Origin of the sequence: Stenotrophomonas sp. FR010 (genome assembly GCF_047520755.2) — a bacterium.
GTDB lineage: Bacteria > Pseudomonadota > Gammaproteobacteria > Xanthomonadales > Xanthomonadaceae > Stenotrophomonas > Stenotrophomonas sepilia.
The window spans coordinates 49,406-67,741 of sequence record NZ_JAXBQT020000021.1 but is presented as its reverse complement, the minus strand read 5'-3'; the positions used below and the strand labels follow the sequence as shown (position 1 = coordinate 67,741).

At 67.0% G+C, this 18,336-nt stretch carries 16 protein-coding genes; 6 read left to right on the top strand and 10 right to left on the bottom strand.

Annotation, left to right across the window (positions count from 1 at the left end; genetic code table 11):
• The first annotated feature begins 70 nt into the window (after nucleotides 1-70).
• From ACM0PK_RS17160 to ACM0PK_RS17140, 5 genes are read left to right on the top strand one after another with little or no spacing between them, the layout of a single operon-like run.
• Nucleotides 71-598: an RNA polymerase sigma factor gene (locus ACM0PK_RS17160; RefSeq protein ID WP_088496450.1), complete on the top strand. Its 528-nt coding sequence runs from the start codon at nucleotides 71-73 to the stop codon at nucleotides 596-598.
• Nucleotides 595-1,563: a FecR family protein gene (locus ACM0PK_RS17155; protein WP_111201643.1), complete on the top strand. Its 969-nt coding sequence runs from the start codon at nucleotides 595-597 to the stop codon at nucleotides 1,561-1,563. The genes ACM0PK_RS17160 and ACM0PK_RS17155 overlap by 4 nt, the downstream gene beginning before the upstream one ends.
• A gap of 11 nt (nucleotides 1,564-1,574) precedes the next feature.
• Nucleotides 1,575-4,373, top strand: coding sequence for a TonB-dependent receptor plug domain-containing protein (locus ACM0PK_RS17150; protein ID WP_111201644.1), 2,799 nt, complete (start codon nucleotides 1,575-1,577; stop codon nucleotides 4,371-4,373).
• A gap of 45 nt (nucleotides 4,374-4,418) precedes the next feature.
• On the top strand, nucleotides 4,419-5,375 hold the full coding sequence (locus tag ACM0PK_RS17145) for a hypothetical protein (RefSeq protein WP_206621290.1): 957 nt from the start codon (nucleotides 4,419-4,421) through the stop codon (nucleotides 5,373-5,375).
• On the top strand, nucleotides 5,372-6,079 hold the full coding sequence (locus ACM0PK_RS17140; protein ID WP_414606832.1) for a hypothetical protein: 708 nt from the start codon (nucleotides 5,372-5,374) through the stop codon (nucleotides 6,077-6,079). The genes ACM0PK_RS17145 and ACM0PK_RS17140 overlap by 4 nt, the downstream gene beginning before the upstream one ends.
• A gap of 59 nt (nucleotides 6,080-6,138) precedes the next feature.
• Here ACM0PK_RS17140 and ACM0PK_RS17135 read toward each other — a convergent pair whose 3' ends face one another.
• The 7 genes from ACM0PK_RS17135 to murJ all read right to left on the bottom strand — a co-directional run bounded on the left by ACM0PK_RS17135 (nucleotide 6,139) and on the right by murJ (nucleotide 15,831).
• Complete coding sequence (locus ACM0PK_RS17135; RefSeq protein ID WP_111201647.1) at nucleotides 6,139-6,828, bottom strand: lysoplasmalogenase; 690 nt, start codon at nucleotides 6,826-6,828, stop codon at nucleotides 6,139-6,141.
• Complete coding sequence (locus ACM0PK_RS17130) at nucleotides 6,825-8,708, bottom strand: M61 family metallopeptidase (RefSeq protein ID WP_414606833.1); 1,884 nt, start codon at nucleotides 8,706-8,708, stop codon at nucleotides 6,825-6,827. The genes ACM0PK_RS17135 and ACM0PK_RS17130 overlap by 4 nt, the downstream gene beginning before the upstream one ends.
• Nucleotides 8,709-8,873: 165 nt before the next feature.
• Nucleotides 8,874-9,824 (bottom strand): 4-hydroxy-3-methylbut-2-enyl diphosphate reductase, encoded by a 951-nt coding sequence (ispH, locus tag ACM0PK_RS17125; RefSeq protein ID WP_111201649.1) that lies wholly within the window; start codon nucleotides 9,822-9,824, stop codon nucleotides 8,874-8,876.
• A 27-nt stretch (nucleotides 9,825-9,851) separates the two neighbouring features.
• Entirely contained in the window at nucleotides 9,852-10,376 is a 525-nt protein-coding gene (gene lspA, locus ACM0PK_RS17120; RefSeq protein ID WP_005408564.1) for a signal peptidase II, read from the bottom strand.
• Nucleotides 10,376-13,207: an isoleucine--tRNA ligase gene (gene ileS, locus ACM0PK_RS17115; protein ID WP_414606834.1), complete on the bottom strand. Its 2,832-nt coding sequence runs from the start codon at nucleotides 13,205-13,207 to the stop codon at nucleotides 10,376-10,378. Before ileS ends, lspA begins: the two co-directional genes overlap by 1 nt.
• Complete coding sequence (locus ACM0PK_RS17110; protein WP_069139084.1) at nucleotides 13,204-14,151, bottom strand: bifunctional riboflavin kinase/FAD synthetase; 948 nt, start codon at nucleotides 14,149-14,151, stop codon at nucleotides 13,204-13,206. Before ACM0PK_RS17110 ends, ileS begins: the two co-directional genes overlap by 4 nt.
• Before the next feature lie 75 nt (nucleotides 14,152-14,226).
• Nucleotides 14,227-15,831 (bottom strand): murein biosynthesis integral membrane protein MurJ, encoded by a 1,605-nt coding sequence (gene murJ, locus ACM0PK_RS17105; RefSeq protein WP_111201651.1) that lies wholly within the window; start codon nucleotides 15,829-15,831, stop codon nucleotides 14,227-14,229.
• 117 nt (nucleotides 15,832-15,948) lie between these two features.
• Between murJ and rpsT the strand changes: the two genes are divergently transcribed.
• A complete protein-coding gene (gene rpsT / locus ACM0PK_RS17100) occupies nucleotides 15,949-16,218 on the top strand; it encodes a 30S ribosomal protein S20 (protein ID WP_005408560.1) in 270 nt (89 codons plus the stop codon).
• Between the two features lie 194 nt (nucleotides 16,219-16,412).
• Here rpsT and cgtA read toward each other — a convergent pair whose 3' ends face one another.
• The 3 genes from cgtA to rplU form a co-directional block, all read right to left on the bottom strand.
• Entirely contained in the window at nucleotides 16,413-17,465 is a 1,053-nt protein-coding gene (gene cgtA, locus ACM0PK_RS17095; protein ID WP_069139083.1) for an Obg family GTPase CgtA, read from the bottom strand.
• Nucleotides 17,466-17,642: 177 nt separating this feature from the next.
• Complete coding sequence (rpmA, locus tag ACM0PK_RS17090) at nucleotides 17,643-17,906, bottom strand: 50S ribosomal protein L27 (protein WP_005415704.1); 264 nt, start codon at nucleotides 17,904-17,906, stop codon at nucleotides 17,643-17,645.
• A gap of 18 nt (nucleotides 17,907-17,924) precedes the next feature.
• Nucleotides 17,925-18,233 carry a 50S ribosomal protein L21 gene (gene rplU, locus ACM0PK_RS17085; protein WP_005408557.1) on the bottom strand — a complete coding sequence of 103 codons (309 nt, stop codon included), beginning with the start codon at nucleotides 18,231-18,233 and terminating at the stop codon, nucleotides 17,925-17,927.
• Between the last annotated feature and the right edge of the window lie 103 nt (nucleotides 18,234-18,336).

Genomic DNA, 18,336 nt, shown 5'->3' with positions numbered 1-18,336 from the left:
CCGCCACCGAAGCCCGAGGCCAGCCCTGTCCGCCCCCTCTCCTCTGATCCATCGCGCGCCGGACCTGTCCGTGCCGGCGGACGCGTTCATTGCGTTCGTACGGGAAGAGCGCGCGCCGTTGTGCGCTTTCCTGCGCACGCGCGGCGTTGGGCCGGAGGATGCCGAGGACATCGCGCAGGACTGCATGGAGCGGCTGATCCGCTATCGCGCGCACAGTGCCGACGAGCTGCGGTTGCTGCTGTATCGTATCGCCCGCAACCGCCTGGCAGACCGCGGCCGCTCGTCGCAGTCGCGGCCACACCTGTCCCTCGCCGAACACGATGGCGGCGACGAGCCCTCCAGCACGTCGCCCGATCCATTGCGCCAGGCCGAGTCCGGGCAGATGCTGTCCCTGCTGCGGCAGGCCCTGTTCAAGCTGCCCGAGCGCGCGCGCGAGGTGTACCTGCTCAACCGGATCACCGGCATGAGCTATACGCAGATCGCGCGGCACTGTGGAATCACCGCCAAGACCGTGGAAAAACATATCGCCCGCGCCCTGCAGGGCCTGCGCCAGGAACTCGGATCGGATCCGCTGCACAACGACAGGGACAACGGATGAGTCACGCCAGACCCAGGGAAGACACCCTGCTGTTCGAACGCGCCAGCGCCTGGGTGGCGCGGCTGGAGGCTCCGGACTGCACGCCGGGCGAGCGCGAGGCGTTCGAGGACTGGCTGGCCGAAGACCCGGCCCATGTCAGCGCCTGGATCGATGCCGAGACCCTGTTCCAGCGGGGCGAAGAACTGGCCGCCGACCCGTGGCTGCGCACCGCCGCGGCACGTGCGGCGCGGCCGGCGCAGCGTCGCTGGCTGCCGGCAGTGGCCGCCGCCGCAGGCGTCTGCCTGGCCATCGGGATCGGCTGGATGGTCGCCATCGACGGCAACCCCACAGCGCTGCGCTATGCCAACGATTCCCACCAGCCCCGGCAGCAGACGCTGGCCGATGGCAGCGTGGCCACGCTGGATGCGGGCACCACGCTGCACGCCCGATTCGGTTGGCGCCATCGCAACCTGGTGCTGGAACGGGGCCGCCTGCAGCTGCAGGTCGCACCGTCGAGCAAGGCGCTGCAGCTGCGCGCCGGCGACAGCACCATCCGCGACATCGGCACCACCTTCCAGGTGGAGCGCCTGAACGACGGCCTGGTCGAAGTCGCGCTACTGGAAGGTGCGGTGGAAGTCAGCAATGGCGGGGCCCAGCACACCCTGGCACCCGGCCAGCAGCTGCAGGTGCTGCCCTCGGGCCGCTTCCAGCCCGGCCCGGCGCTGTCGTCCAATGCCGCTGCCGAAGGCTGGCTGCAAGGGCAGCTGGTGTTCGATGCCACGCCGCTGTCGATCGTGGTCGAGCGCATGAACCGCTACGGTCGCACGCCGCTGGTGATCGCCGATCCCGAGATCGCCAGCCTGGCCGTGAGTGGCACCTTCCGTGCCGGCGATGCGCAGGAACTGCTGTCGGCGCTGGAACTGGGCTGGTCGGTGGCTGGCCAGACGCGACCGGATGGCGCGCTGGAACTGCGCCGCACGTACTGAGGAGGCCTGCAGTGAAGGCAGTACCGGGCGCGCTGCGGGAGGGGCTGCTCCGCACCCTGTTCTGCTTCGCGCTGAGCTTTGCCGCGCTGCCCTCTGCCGATGCAGCCGAACAGGCCGGCACCCTGGAGGTCGATGTGGGTTCAGGCCCGCTCGCACCTGCCCTGCAGCAATGGGCGCGCCAGAGTGGCATCGCCCTGCTGTTCGATGCGCGTGAACTGGATGGCCTGCGTACGGCCGGCACCCATGGCCATAGCGATGCGGCCGCGGCCCTGAAGGAACTGGTCGCCGGCATGCCGGTGACCATCCTGCGCACGCCTGCCGGTGGATTCGTCGTCCGCCGCACCCGGCCGGCACCGCCATCGCCACCGCCGGTCGCGGCGCGTGCGATGCCCGCGGCACCGTCGCCGGGCAGGGTGCCCGAGACGCCACCGCAGGTCGAGCTGGCGCCGATCCATGTCACCGGCAGCCGGCTGCCGCGCACCTCCGTGCAGACCACGCTGCCGGTGACCATCATCGACCGCGATGACATCCTGCGCAGCGGTTACGGCAGCCTGTTCGACCTGCTGCGGCACTTGCCGGGCATGAACGGCCACCCGGCAATGAGCACCTCGCGCAGTGGCGATTCGCAGTACCTGCCGGTGGGTGCGGCCACCACCACCAGCCTGGACGGCATGGGACCGCGTGCGACCTTGTTCCTGGTCAATGGCCGGCGCCTGCCACGCTATCCGATGGTGTCGCTGGAACAGGGCGGACTCACCGACCTGGGGGGCATCCCGCTCAGCTTCGTCGAGCGCATCGAACTGGTGCGTGGCGGTGCGTCGGCCATCTATGGTGCCGACGCGATGTCCGGCGTGGTCAACATCATCCTGCGTGACCAGGCCGATGGCCCTGAAGCCATGCTGCAGACCGGCCTGAGCGGGCGCGGCGACGCCGGCCAGTATCGCCTGCAGGCGGCCACCGGTGGCGTGCGCGACGGAGGGGACCGCTGGTTCGCTGGCATCGACCTGCATCGCATCGACCACGTGGCCGGCGATCGCCGCGAATGGCATGCGGAAACCTCGCAGTACCTGATCGGCGCGTTCCGCGATGGACGCTACTGGCCGGCAACGCGCTGCGAAGGGCCATTGAAACGGCGCGATGGTGCCTGCTGGTTCGACAGCGCACGCCCGCGTTCGCTGCAACCGGCCTCGGACACCGCCTCGGCCTACCTGCGCTATCGGCATGAGCGCGGCGAAGGTCGCTACGCCTACGCCGAGGCGAGGGCCAGCCACAACCGGCAACGCTTCGACCTCGGCCCGACCGCTGTAGCCATCGGGCTTTATGGGTTCACCTTCAACAGCGTGCTGCGCGAAGCCGGCAACGTGCGTCCGCATGTACGTGCCACCGATGCCGACGTCACCTTCGGCATCGGCCACGACCAAGGCCGCCGCAGCTGGGATGCCGGCATCAGCGCACAGCGCAGCGATGTCACTCTGACGACGTCCGGCACCGTGCGCGCCCAACCACTGCTGCGCGCGGCCGAGACGCTGGATTTCCTGCCCGGCTTCACCTCATTGCCGGCAGAGACCGCCGCGCAGTTGTTCCCGTCGATCCGCAACCGCGGGCGCACCGAGCAGTGGCAGGGCTGGTGGGGCATGCAGCGCGAGTTGATGCCATTGGCCGGCGGTGCTGCACAAGTGGCCACCGGCATCGACCTGCGCCAGGAACGCTGGACGTCGCATCCCGACGCGCTGCTGAGCCAGGGCGACCTGGCGCTGGGCCTGCCACAGGAACAACGCCACCTGTCACGCCGCAGTGGCGGTGCCTACGCCGAACTCGGCCTGCCATTGGCGCGCACGCTGCGTATGGACCTGGCAGCACGCTGGGACCGCGATGGCGGTTACCAGGCTTTCTCGCCCCGCGTGGGCGTACGCTGGAGCCCGACACCGCAGTGGTCATTCCTGCTTGCCACCGGGCGCGGCTACCGGGCCCCCAGCCTGTTCGAGCAACGGCGGCCGCCGGGCTATTTCGGCGCGATCGAACTACCCGCCTCCAGTGCACTGCCCGACTGCGCGCAGAGCAACGGCAACGGACGCTGCAGCGTAACCGTGGACGTGGTGGAGAACGATGCGCTGAAAGCGGAGCGGTCGCGCAGTCATTCCCTGGGTGCGACCTGGACACCGACCGATGCGTTTTCACTGTCGCTGACCCACAACATCGTCGAACTGCGCAATGAAATCCTGGCCCTGCAACCGGCCGATGCGGTGTGGAACCGCAGCACCTGGGAGCTGGACGAGGATGGACGCCTGTACAACCTGCGCCTGTCCTTCGACAACATCGGCCGCACCACGTCGCGCAACCTTGTTCTGCGCGGGGAGTACCACATCGACACCGGCAGCACCGGCCAGTGGCTGTTCTCCGTCGATGCATTGAAACAGCAGGAACTACGCCGCGAGCGTGGCCACGAAGCGACGGTGGACCTGCGTGGCCATGTCACGCCAGCAATGGCCGCCGTGCTCAATGTGCAGTGGCAGAACAGCAACTGGGACATCGCCCTGCGCGGCAACCAGGTGGGACGCACGCGTGCCTGGCTGCCCGGTGCGGAGTGCCCGGAAGAACAGCGCGAGCAGAACCATTGCATGAATCCGCGGCAGCTGCGCTGGAACCTGCATCTGGCAAGGCGGCTGGGGCCGCGCGTGGTCGCCGCGCTGGACGTGCACAACGTGCTCGACACGCAACCGGTGAACTACCTGGTCGGCAATGGCGGCCAGATGCCTGGGCTGGACGATCCACTTGGCCGCTATTTCCTGCTGACCCTGCAGATCCGCTGAGCGTAGTACCCTACGCGCCCTGTTCCATCGGTCCCCCACCACCCCATGAAGGCCTATCTCTGGTTCTGGGGCGCGTTCCTGCTGTTCTTCGCGTTGCCCTTCCCGTGCATCCTCTACTTCGGCACGTCGTGGCCGGTGCCACTGGCCGACCGCAGCGCGCCATGGCTGGCCCTGCTGCTGCTCACGCTGTCGCTGGCCCTGTGGCTCGCGTTGCTGCTCGCCTTCCTGCACTACCTGCTGCTGGGCCCACCGCGCGCGCTGCATCGGGTGCGCACCATTCTGGCCGACGGTGAGCCACGTGAGGCGTTGATCGAACAGGCCGAGCAGACCGGCGTGCACGTGCGCGGCTTCGCGCAGTGGAAGCTGCAACTGGGCTTCCAGAACCTGTCCGGCACGCCGATCAACGAACAGATGCTGGTGGTGGACAGCAAACCGCAGCTGCAGCGTTTCGTGGCCGGCCAGCGCATCGAGGTTCGCCTGAGCCGGATGCCGGGTGCGTTCCCCAATGTGGTGCTGGACGGTGCCCAGCCCGAACTGGATGTCGCCAGCCTCTGGCGCCGCGGCGCCGGCGCGGTCATCGGCATCGTCGTGGTTGCCAGCGCCTACGTGCTCGCCTATCGGCTGCAGAGCGAGGGCCTGGGCTGGACGTTCCTGTCCTTCGGCCACCCACTGCTGGTGTGCCCGCTGGTGTTGTGCGGCTACGCCCTGGGCCTGCGCGTCCTGGGGCGCGTGCTGCATGCCGATGCACGCGGAGACGCGCTGAAGTACCGCGGCATCGGCGTGGATGCGAAGGTGCTGAAGCTGCGCCAGACCGGCACCTACCTCAACGAGCAGCCGCAGGTGGAGTTCCAGCTGGAGTACACCGACCGCGAAGGTGGCATACAGCAGGTGAGCGTGCGCCGCTTCATCCCGTTGATCGAGCTGGCCAACCTTCCACGCGAGCAGGTCACGCTGCTGTACGACCCGGAAGATCGCGGCAACGTTCGCCTGGAGGGTGTATGAAGCAGCCCCCCTCGACGCGACTGGTATTTTCGATGGTGCTGCTGTTGCTGGCCGGCGTCGCCGTTGCCGGCGGGGCACTGCAGACCCTTGCCGAAACGATGGGCCATTCGGTGCAGGATGACCGCGCAACCACGCCGATCACCAGGCCCCCAGCGCGCGAGAGGCCTGCTTCGCTCGCACCGATTCCCGAACCGCGGTCGATGCCGATGCCCGAACGCAGCAACCGCTTGTTCGATGCGGACTACCTGCTGGCCGCCCGCCAGGCACTGGAACAGATGCCAGCCCTGGCCGGGCACCGGTTGATGGTGTTCCACAGCATCCACTTCTACGATGATGGCCGCATCAATCTGGACCTGGTCGATCCGCAGCAACCTACGCACGTGGACAGCTACCACTTCGAGCACGGCCAGTGGCGCAAGGGCGACCCGGTCGATCCGCAGCGCTTCGCGCCCACCATCACCCTGCGCCGCAGCAGCACGGCGCTGGCCAACATCGATTTCGAGGCAGTGCCACGCGTCGCCCAGGCGCTGCAGGCGCAGCGCAACGCGCTGATGGCCACGCCGGGTGACGTCGGCCACGTCTATGTGATCGTGCGCAAGGGTGGCAGGCTGGTGTGGCTGCCGGACGAGGTCGCCGGCGATCGCCAGTCCGCACGACTCTCGTTCGACGCACAGGGCCGTTCCGGCAACGCGAACCGACGATAGTCAACGCAAAAAGGGGACGGAGGGGATTAAGTCGTTTACGCCTTGGTGCCGTCTGCGACTTAATCCCCTCCGTCCCCTTTTTGCTGTTTCACCGAGCGGGCGATGGCGTACTGGGCGCCGTAGTAGGTGGACAGCACCAGCAGGCTGGCCAGTGGCAGGCCGCCGGCGAAGCGGTCCCAGGCCAGCAGCGAATCGCTGGCGACGAACAGCAGCGCACCGACGGCAGCCCAGCGTGCACTGCTGGCTTCCACGGCAGCGGGCTGTGGCCGGCGCCATTGCCGTGCCAAGGCCAACACCGCCATCGAGGCCAGCACCATCACGTACGCCAGCACCGGCATACGCATCGGTGCAGGCAGGTGCGGCCACAGCCCAAGCACATTGAGTACAGCGAACGCGCCGAGCAGGACGCTGGCGGCGAGCAGGCCACGCCCGGCACGCAGGCCCTCACGGAAGGCCACGATGTAGCAGAGGTGCGCCAGCAGGAACGCCACCAGCCCCGGTACGAACGCGTCCATCGGCAGCATCAGCGCGATGTCACCCATGCACGACAGCAGCATGCCGGCCAGCACCGCGCGCCGGTAGGACGGCTGCGCAGGATCACGCACCTGCCAGGCGATGGCAGCGATCAGCAGCGTGGTCGCCGGCTTCGCCAGCCAATGCAGCCAGCGCCCGTCACCGTGCAGGAATGCGCCGATGATGGCGAGGACCGCCATCAGAAGGATCCCGACGTCGCGCACGCGCGCTGTCATCGCGCCTTCCACAGCTCCGCCAGACGGTCAGGCTTGCCGGCAATGCGCTCCAGCACCGGATACTGCAGGCCACCGTGGTAGTCGATGTTCATCGTCTCGATGCGGTCGAACTGCTTCACCAGCAGCACGATCGGCGCCTTGTCCTTGGCCGCCGTCGCCACCGCATCCTTCAAGCGCTGGCTGCTGTACTCGCGCCCGCCAACAGCGATCACCTTCATGCCGGGTGCAAGACCGGCGTTGAAGGCCGCGCTGTCCCAGATCACGTCACCGACCGTGCCGCTGTCGAGCACGGTCGCGCCCAGCGAGTACGCCAGCAACGCCGCCTTGGCGCGTTTCTCCTGTGCCTTGTAGGCGTCGTTCGGGGTATCGCGGTAGACCAGCTTCCAGCCCGCCAGTTCCAGCCCCCCGGTCAACGAACCGTGGCCGTCCAGGCGCCCGCGCAGGAACGTCGCCCAGTCGTAGGGCGCGATGCCGTTCAAGGTCGCCACCACGTCGTCGAAGGTGTACGGGTTGACGTCCCAGTCGCCGTTGCCGACGCCGAAGAACGCACGCGCGAAGTCATCCAGGCTGCGACGGTTGCCGCTCAGCGCGCGCAGCTTGCCCTCCACTTCCAGCCACAGCATCTGGCCACCGGAGTAATAGTCTTCGCTCATCTGGTAGTTGCGGTACGGCAACGTCCGGCGCTGGGCGATGGTCGGGTCGTTGGTGGTGTCCTGCAACGGGCGCCAGGCCAGGCCCGGACGGCCGCGATCATAGGTCGCGGCCACATTGGCCAGCATGTCGCGTGCCTGCGCCGTCGACCACAGCCCCGAGCGTGCCGCCAGCACCTGCCCCCAGAACTGGGTCTGGCCTTCGTACACCCACAGCAGGCTGTCGCCCATCGGCGTGTTGAAGTTGGCGGTGGCCAGGTCAGCGCCACGGCGGTACTTGCCGTTCCAGGAATGGGTGTACTCGTGCGGCAGCAGATCGCGCATCCAGGCGTTGTCGTCCCACTCGGTGAAGTAACCCGGGTCGGCGCTGTTCTCGCTGGAACGGTGATGCTCCAGGCCGATGCCACCAAGACGGTCGGTCAACGCCAGCAGGAATTCATAGTGGTTGTAGTGACGCGCACCGTAGAGCTTGTCGGCCTGCTGCACCAGCGCGCGGTGCAGGGTGATCTGTGCCTCGCTCGGCTTCAGCGACTTGGCCTCGTCGGCAAACACATTGAGGTGCACCGGCACCTTCGCGCCCGGATCGAGATCGATGCGCTGGTAGTGCTCGCCGGCAAACAACGGCGAATCGACCAGATGGTCATACGAGATCGGCTTGAACACCACGGTATCGCCGTCGCGTCGCGCGATTTCCAGCGCAGTGGCAAACGACCAGCCCTTGGGCAGGGTCACGCTGGCCTGCGCCTGCAGGTCGCGTGCATCGACGCCGGCCGGATACAGCGAGTTGGCATTCCACTGCAGGTTGAGCATCTCCGGGGTCATCACCACCCGGCCCTGGCTGCCACCCTGCGAGGACAGGAAATCGAAGTGGGCGACGATCTCGCTGACGCCCTCCGGTACGTTCAGCTTGAAGGCATAGACGTTGTACTGGTCGCGCTGCCAGGCCAGCGGCTTGCCGTTGGCGGTGATACGCAGGCCGGCCAGTTTGTCGATCGGGCCAGTGGGTGAATGGTTGCCGGGAATCCACTGCGGGTACAGCAGGGTCATCGGACCGGCTTTGGCCGGTACGGTGGCGGTCACCTTGAAGATGCGCCGGGCCAGATCGCGCGCATCCACATCGATGCGCAGCAGTCCTGGGGCTGCGGCATCACCCGATGGCGAGGCCTGTGCCAGCGCGGGCGTGGCGGCCAGCGCGAACAGCAACGACATCGCCAGGGCTCGGGTCTTCATCGGCAACTTCCAGCAGCGGAGAATCCTCCGATGCTAGGCCTGTGCGGTGCCCTGCCCCCATGGCCAAAGGTCATGGGCGGTGCGCCCATCAGTGCATGCCAAAGGCGTGCGAACCAAGGTTCGCACCCACCTTGTGCAGTTCTCACCTACCAGAGCCAGGCCGGGTCAGTCGACCAGGCGCAGACGCAGTTCCTTCGGCAGCGCGAACACCATCGATTCCGGCTCGCCGTCCAGCTCGCCCACGCCGGTGGCACCCAGCTCGGCCAGGCGTGCCAGCACGCCATCGACCAGTACCTGCGGCGCCGAGGCGCCGGCGGTCACGCCGATGTGCTGCTTGCCCACCACCCACGCCGGGTCGATCTCGTGCGCACCGTCGATCAGGTACGACTCCACGCCTTCACGGCGGGCCAGTTCGCTCAGACGGTTCGAGTTGGAGCTGTTCGGCGAACCGACCACCAGCACCAGGTCGCAGCGCTTGGCCAGATCGCGTACGGCGTCCTGGCGGTTCTGCGTGGCGTAGCAGATGTCGTCGTTCTTCGGGCCCTGCATCGCCGGGAAACGCTCGCGCAGCGCATCGATGATGCCGCGCGTATCATCCACCGACAGCGTCGTCTGGGTGGTGTAGGCGAAGTTGTCCGGTTGGTTGATCTGCAGCGTGGCGACCTGCTCGACATCCTCGACCAGGTAGATCTGGCCGGTACCGGCTTCGCGGTTCCACTGGCCCATGGTGCCTTCCACTTCCGGGTGACCGGCATGGCCGATCAGCACCACGTCACGGCCGGCACGGCAGTGACGGGCGACTTCGAAGTGGACCTTGGTCACCAGCGGGCAGGTCGCATCGAACACCTTCAGGCCACGACGCTCGGCTTCCTGGCGCACGGCCTGGGACACGCCATGCGCGCTGAAGATCACCGTGTTGTTGTCCGGCACTTCATCGAGCTCCTCGACGAAGATCGCGCCGCGCTGCTTCAGGTCGTCGACCACGAAGCGGTTGTGCACCACTTCATGGCGGACGTAGATGGGCGCGCCCAGCGTTTCGATCGCGCGCTTGACGATCTCGATCGCACGATCGACACCGGCACAGAAACCACGCGGGTTGGCGAGCAGCACATCCATCAGTTCAATCTCCCGGCAGCGGCCGGCTTACGGTTTCGGATTGGCATTATCCGCCTTTTTGGCGGACTTGCCGTCGAACAGGCCAAACAGGGCGATGCCGATGGCACCCACCACGATGGCCGAATCGGCGATGTTGAACGAGGGCCAGGTATAGCTGCCCACGTACCACTGGATGAAATCGACCACGTGACCGTGCACCTGGCGGTCGATCACGTTGCCGATGGCGCCGCCGATGATCAGTGCATACGGCACCGCAGCCTTCCAGTTGCCGCGGGCGGTGCCGCGCAGCCACCAGGCCATCAGCCCGCTGATGGCGATCGCCAGCGCTGTGAAGAAGTACTTCTGCCAACCACCGGCGTCGCTCAGGAAACTGAATGCCGCGCCGGTGTTGTAGGTGCGGTACCAGTTCCAGAAGCCGTCGATGACCACCACTGGCTGGAACTCCGGCAGGCTCGACAGCACCCAGGCCTTGGACCACTGGTCCAGGCCGATGATGGCCGCCGACAGCAGCAGCCAGACCAGGGCGTTCGGATGTGGACGGGGCGCGGCCATCAGAACCAGCTCCGCACTTCGCCGGCGCCGGTCACGTTGCTCACACAACGGCCGCACAGCTCAGGATGGTCGGCGTTGCTGCCGACGTCGGCGCGGTGGTGCCAGCAGCGCACGCACTTGGCCTTGGTGGTCGGCTGGGCGCTGACGAACACCTCGTCGGCGGTCGCCGGGCGCACCTGCACGTCGCCACTGATGAACAGGAAACGCAGTTCATCGGCCAGCGGCTGCCAGCGCGCAGCCTGCTCTTCGCTGGCAGCGATGGTGATCTCCGCCTCCAGTGCAGCACCGATCGCACCGTTGGCGCGCATCGGCTCGAGCACCTTGGCCACCTGCTCGCGCACGGCCAGCAGCTGGTCGAAGTCGGCGGCGTTGAGCTGGGCATCCGCCGGCAGCGGCGCCAGGCCGTCGTACCAGGTGGTGAACAGCACATGGCCGGCATGTTCGCCCGGCAGGTAACCCCACAGCTCGTCGGCGGTGAAGGTCAGGATCGGCGCCACCCAGCGGGTGAACGCTTCAGCGATGTGGTACATCGCGCTCTGCGCCGAACGGCGACCGTCTGAATCGGTCGGCATGGTGTACAGGCGGTCCTTGGTCACGTCCAGGTACAGCGAGCCCAGGTCCACGCTGCAGAAGTTCAGCAGCAGCTGCACGATCTCGGCCATGTTGTAGCCGTCGTAGGCCGCCTTGATCTTCTCCTGCAGCTCCCAGGCGCGATGCACGATCCAGCGGTCCAGCGCGACCATCTGCTCGAGCGGTTGCAGGTGCCGGGCCGGATCGAAACCGTCCAGGTTGCCGAGCAGGAAGCGTGCGGTGTTGCGCAGGCGGCGGTAGGCGTCAGCATTGCGCTTCAGGATTTCCTGCGACAGCGACATCTCGTTGCTGTAGTCGGCCGAGGCGATCCACAGGCGCAGGATGTCCGCGCCCAGCTTGTTCATGATGTCCTGCGGCTCGATGCCGTTGCCCAGCGACTTGGACATCTTGCGGCCGTGCTCGTCCACGGTGAAGCCGTGGGTGAGGCACTGCTTGTACGGCGCGCGCTTGTCGATCGCCACGCCGGTCAGCAGCGAGGACTGGAACCAGCCGCGGTGCTGGTCGGAGCCTTCCAGGTACAGGTCGGCCGGCTTGCCGAAGCCACGCGCGGCGAGCACGCCTTCATGGGTCACGCCCGAATCGAACCAGACGTCGAGGATGTCGGTGACTTTCTCGTAGTCGGCCGCTTCGGCGCCGAGCAGTTCGGCGGCGTCCAGCGAGTACCACACATCGATGCCCTCGGCTTCGACGCGGTCGGCGACCTGCTGCATCAGCTCGACCGAGCGCGGATGGATCTCGCCCGTCTGGCGATGGGTGAACAGTGCGATCGGCACGCCCCAGGTGCGCTGGCGCGAGATGGTCCAGTCCGGGCGACCGTCGACCATGCTCTGGATGCGCGCCTTGCCCCAGGTCGGGAACCAGCCGACAGTGTCGATCGCAGCCAGCGCATCGCTGCGCAGGTTGGCCTTGTCCATCGAAATGAACCACTGCGGAGTGGCGCGGAACACCACCGGCGTCTTGTGGCGCCAGCAATGCGGGTAGCTGTGGCGGATCGGGTGGAAGGCCAGCAGCGCGCCGCTGTCGCGCAGCACGCCGACGATGGCCTCCTGCGCCTTCCACAGATGCTGGCCAGCCAGCACCACCTCACCGGCCGGCGGGGTCGATTCCAGGTACACGCCACGGCCGTCGATCGGGGTCACCTGGCCGGCGTTGTACTTGTCCAGCAGGCCGTACTTCTGGCTGACCACGAAGTCTTCCTGGCCGTGACCGGGGGCGGTGTGCACCGCACCGGTACCGTCCTCGTCGGAGACGTGGTCGCCGTTGAGCAGCGGGATGTCGCGCTCCGGATAGAACGGATGCGCCAGCAGCTGGTTCTCCAGTGCCGCACCGGTGGTTTCACCGTGCAGCACCACGCTCTCGACGCCGTAGCGCTGCAGCGCGCGCTCGGCCAGCGCGGCGGCCAGCACCAGCCATCGGCGCTTGCCGTTGTGGGCCGGGCCCTCGGCCAGCACGTAGTTGATTTCCGCACCCAGCGACACCGCCAGCGAGGCCGGCAGCGTCCACGGCGTGGTGGTCCAGATCGGTACAGCCACTTCGACGTCGGCCGGCACGCCCACGCCGAACGCCTTGCCGATGGCCTGGGCATCGCGCGCGGCGTAGGCCACGTCGATCGCCGGCGATTCCTTTTCCTGGTACTCGATTTCCGCCTCGGCCAGCGCCGAACCGCAGTCAAAGCACCAGTACACCGGCTTGGCGCCACGCACCAGGTGACCGTTGGCGACGACCTTGGCCAGCGCACGGATCTCATTGGCTTCGAAGTCGAAGCTCAGGGTCTTGTACGGGTTGTCCCAATCGCCGGTCACGCCCAGACGCTTGAAGTCCACGCGCTGGATGTTGATCTGCTCTTCGGCGAACTCGCGGCACTTCTGGCGGAATTCGACGGCGTCGAGCTTGGTGCCGACCTTGCCCCACTTCTTTTCGACCGCGATCTCGATCGGCAGGCCATGGCAGTCCCAGCCCGGCACATAGGGCGCATCGAAGCCGGCCAGGTAGCGCGACTTGACGATGATGTCCTTCAGGATCTTGTTGACCGCATGGCCCAGGTGGATGCGGCCGTTGGCGTAGGGCGGGCCGTCATGCAGCACGAACAGCGGGCGGCCGGCGGCGTTGTCACGCAGCTGCTGGTAGAGCCCCTGCGCTTCCCACCGCGCCAGAATGCCCGGCTCGCGCTTGGGCAGGTCGCCGCGCATCGGGAATTCGGTGGCTGGCAGGTTCAGGGTGGTCTTGTAGTCCTGGCTCACGCAGTGGCTCGCAATCTATGTTCGGAAAGGAGGGCGCGCGCCTGTTCGGCGTCGCGGTGCATCTGGTCGGTCAGTGCCGCCAGATCATTGAATTTCTCTTCGTCGCGCAGCTTGGCGACAAACTCCACGTCGATGTGGCGCCCGTACAGGTCGCCCTGGAAATCGAACAGGTGGGCTTCCAGCAGCGGCTCCACGCCGTCCACTGTCGGCCGGGTGCCGAAGCTGGACACCGACGGCCACGGCTGGTCGAACACGCCGTGCACCCAGGTTGCGTAGATGCCCGACAGTGCCGGGGTCTTCGGGAAGCGCAGGTTGGCGGTGGGGAAGCCCAGCGTACGGCCAAGCTGGCGACCGCGCACCACGCGCCCGCTGATCGCATACGGGCGACCGAGCAGATCGTTGGCGCGGGCGAAATCGCCCCCCTGCAGCAGCTGGCGGATGCGGGTGCTGGAGATGCGCTCGCCATGCAGGTCCACCGCTTCAATCTCGCCGGCGCTGAAGCCCAGTTCGGCGCCCATCTCCTGCAGCAGCGCCAGATCACCGCGGCGGCGGTTGCCGAAGCAGAACTCCGGCCCGATCCAGACTTCGCGGGCGCCCAGCCGGTGCACCAGCAACTGGCGCACGAAGGTCTCGGCCGGCATCGCCGCCATCGCGGCATCGAAACGCAGCAGGCCGATCGCATCGACGCCGAGCTCGCGCAGGATCTCGACCTTGCTGCGCGCCAGGGTCAGCCGCGGCGGCGGCGTGCCTTGCGCGAAGAACTCACGCGGCAGCGGTTCGAATGCCACGGCCACTGCGGCCACGCCCAAGGCGCGCGCGCGGGCGACCGCGTGGCGGACCAGCGCACGATGGCCCAGGTGGAGGCCGTCGAATGCACCGATACAGACCACGCTTCCGTTGGGGAACAGCTCCCCGCCCTCGACGCTTCTGAACAGCCTGCTCATCAACTCTCGTTCCGGCCCGACCGGGGCCGCCGCTTCAATGGTGTAACCCTGAAGTATAGCCGCCACGGGCTGCGATCAATGCCCGCGCAGGTCGCGCGGGCGGAAGCCCATCGCCAGCATGGCCACCGCATAGGTCGCGCCGCCGCCGCCGACCAGCAACGCCAGGGCACCGATCCGCTCCCACACACGCATCGCGGAGAAACCCGGCAGCCAGTGCAGCAGGGCCAACAGCACGCCAACCATGGCCGCGCAGGCCAGCACCAGGCGCAGCAGATAGCCGCCCCAGCCTGGCCGGCGCTGGTAGACATCGGTCTTGCCCAGCCAGTACCAGAGCAGGCCCAGGTTCAGGTAACTGGAGAGCGCGCTGGCGATGCCCAGTGCCAGGTGCAGGCCCGGCTGCTTGCCGATCGCCGCCATCACGCCCTGCACCTTCAGCGCGTCGGGCACCATCACCTGGTACAGCACGGCCAGCAGGGCGAAGTTGAACACCATGTTGGCCACCAGCGCCGCCACCCCGGCGCGCACCGGGGTCTTGGTGTCCTGGCGGGCGTAGAAGGCCGGCAGCACCACCTTCAGCAGGGCGAATGCCGGCAGGCCGAAGCTCAGGCCGTACACCGACAGCGCGGTCATGCGGGTGTCGAAGGCGCTGAACTGGCCGTGCTGGAAGATGGTCGCGATCAGCGGCTCGGCCAGCAGCAGCAGGCCCAGCATGGCCGGCACCGAGATCAGCAGGGTCATGCGCAGGCCCCAGTCCAGCGAACGCGAGAAGCCCTCGCGGTCGGTGCTGACATGGTGGCGGGCCAGCGCCGGCAGGATCACCGTGCCCAGGGCCACGCCGAACACGCCCAGCGGCAGCTCCAGGAAGCGGTCGGCCAGCGACAGCCAGGACTGCGAGCCGTCGGTCAGCTTGGCCGCGATCACCGTATCCAGCAGCAGGTTGATCTGCGCCACCGAGGAACCAAACAGGGTCGGCACCATCAGCGTCATGACCTTGCGCACCCCCGGGTGGCGCCAGCCCCAGCGCGGCAGGGTCAGCAGGTTGATGCCCTTCAGCGAGGGCAGCTGGAACAGCAACTGCAGGATGCCGGCGGCCAGCACCGCCCAGCCCAGCGCCAGGATCTGCTTTTCCGGCGTGCCGCCCAGCCGCGGTGCCAGCCACAGCGCGCCGGCGATCATGCACAGGTTGAGAATGACCGGGGTCAGCGCCGGCATGGCAAAGCGCTGGAAGCTGTTCAGCGCACCACCGGCCAGTGCGGTCAGCGAGACGAACAGCAGGAACGGGAAGGTCAGGCGGAACAGGTCGACCAGCAGGCCCTGCTTGACCGGGTCGGTATCAACGCCACTGGAGAAGACCGAGGCCAGCTGCGGCGCGAAGATCAGCGCCAGTGCGGTGACCAGCATCAGCACCCCGCCCAGGGTGCCGGCGGTGCGGGACATCAGTTCGCGCAGCTCGGCGTGGCTGCGGGTTTCCTTCACTTCCGTGAACACCGGCACGAAAGCGGTGGCAAAAGACCCTTCGGCGAACAACCGGCGCAGGAAATTGGGTACCCTGAAGGCGACCCAGAAAGCATCAGTGATGGCGTTGGTGCCGAACGTGGTGGTCACCACGAAGTCCCGGACAAGTCCGAGAACGCGCGAGACCATGGTCATGCTGCTGAACGACAGCAGGCCCCGCAACAACTTGGGTGAACTCACTCAGCGTCCCTCTTGACAATCGACTTGACGTGCATTTCTTACGCCATCATACTAGCTAGCTTGCTGTTCCCATAACACCGATTTTTTCAGGAAACCACCACCGTGGCCAATATCAAGTCCGCCAAGAAGCGCGCCAAGCAGACCGTCGTGCGCAACGCGCGCAACGTGGCTCAGCGCTCGATGCTGCGCACCGCTGTCAAGAAAGTGATCAAGGCGCTGGACGCCAACGATGCCGCCGGCGCCGAAGCCGCCTTCGCCGTTGCCCAGCCGATCCTGGATCGCTTCAGCGCGCGTGGCCTGATCCACAAGAACAAGGCTGCTCGCCACAAGAGCCGCCTGAACGACCGCATCAAGGCCCTCAAGGCCGCCTGATCCGGCGTTGCCGCCCTACCCTGCGGGGTTGGGCTGCAGACAAAAGCCCGGCCCCGGCCGGGTTTTTTGTTGCCTGCGGTCCGGGACTTTTGACACGCCCGGGGTCAGATCCCTTTTCCAGCGGAAAAGGGATCTGACCCCGGCAACAAAAAACCCGGCCAAAGCCGGGTTTTTTGCACGGAGCCACAACGCCATCATTGCGCGTCGCGGGCTTCCTGCTCTTCTTCCTTCTGGCGATCGAAGAAGGCCATGATCCGGCTCATGATCGGGAAGGTGCCTTCGCGACCCAGTGCGGAGACCAGGAACCACGGCTCCTTCCAGCCCAGCTCGGCAACGATCTGCTCGGCCGCGGCCTGCGCCTCGTCTTCGAACATCAGGTCAGCCTTGTTCAGCACCAGCCAGCGCGGCTTTTTCAGCAGTTCCGGATCGTGCTTCCCCAGCTCGCGCTCGATCGCACGCACCTGCTCCACCGGCGAGATGCCGTCCACGCCACCTTCCATCGGCGAGATGTCCACCAGGTGCAGCAGCAGGCGGGTGCGCTGCAGGTGGCGCAGGAACTGCGCGCCCAGGCCGGCGCCATCGGCCGCGCCTTCGATCAGGCCGGGAATGTCGGCGATCACGAAGCTGCGGTGGTTCTCCACCTTCACCACGCCCAGGTTCGGGTACAGCGTGGTGAACGGGTAATCAGCCACCTTCGGCGTCGCCGCCGAAACGGCGCGGATCAGGGTGCTCTTGCCAGCGTTGGGGAAGCCCAGCAGGCCGACATCGGCCAGCAGCTTCAGCTCCAGCTTCAGCGTGCGCTCCTCGCCCGGCTCGCCCGGCAACGCCTGGCGCGGCGAGCGGTTGGTCGAACTCTTGAAGTGCATGTTGCCCAGGCCGCCGCGACCGCCCTTGGCCACCAGCAGGCGATCGCCGTGCTGGGTCAGGTCGCCGATGACTTCATCGGTGGCCACGTTGATCACCACGGTGCCGACCGGCACGGTGATGGTCAGGTCTTCGCCACCCTTGCCATAGGCCTGGCGGCCCATGCCGTTCTCGCCGCGCTGCGCCTTGAAGATGCGGTCATGGCGGAAGTCGACCAGGGTGTTCAGGTTTTCGTCGGCGCGGATGTACACGCTGCCGCCCGCACCGCCGTCGCCGCCGTCCGGGCCGCCGAGCGGAATGAACTTCTCGCGACGGAAGCCAATGCAGCCGTTGCCGCCGTTGCCGGCGAACACTTCGATTTCTGCTTCGTCTACCAGTTTCATTGTTTCGATGCCTGCGATGGGCGCGGCCTGCTGGCCGCCACCTTGAATGTCATGCCGGCCGTGGGCCGGCAACCCGGCCCAGCCGGTCTTGCTTCAACTCTAACGAAAAGCCCCGCCGAAGCGGGGCTCTTCATGCAGCACTCCCATGCCGGGGCACGGGTGCCGGCGATGCCTGGATCAGGCGTCGGCCGAGACGATGCTGACGGTGCGACGCTTCTTGGCGCCCTTGACCGAGAACTCCACCTTGCCATCCACGAGGGCGAACAGGGTGTGGTCACGGCCCAGGCCAACGCCCGAACCCGGGTGGAACTGGGTGCCGCGCTGACGCACGATGATGTTGCCGGCTTCGATGGCCTGGCCGCCGAAGATCTTGACGCCCAGGTACTTCGGGTTGGAGTCGCGACCGTTGCGCGAGGAGCCTACGCCCTTTTTATGTGCCATGACTGCTTCTCCTGATGCTTAGCCGGCGATGCCGGTGATCTCGATTTCGGTGTAGTACTGACGGTGACCCTGACGCTTCATGTGGTGCTTGCGGCGACGGAACTTGATGATCCGGACCTTGTCAGCACGACCCTGGGACAGGACCTTGGCGGTGACGGCAGCGCCCTTCAGCGCATCGCCCAGCTTCACGCCGTCGCTGTCACCCAGCATCAGGATGTTGTCAAACTTGATCTCGCTGCCGACTTCGACTTCGAGCTTTTCAATGCGGAGCTTTTCGCCCTGCGCCACGCGGTATTGCTTACCGCCGGTGACCAGTACTGCGTACATGACCAGGCCTTCCTCTGTAGTTATTGTGGTCTGAGCTGCCGCCATCGAGGGCGGACAGGAGCGGGATTGTACGCAGATCATCGGGCGCGGGTCAAGTCAACCC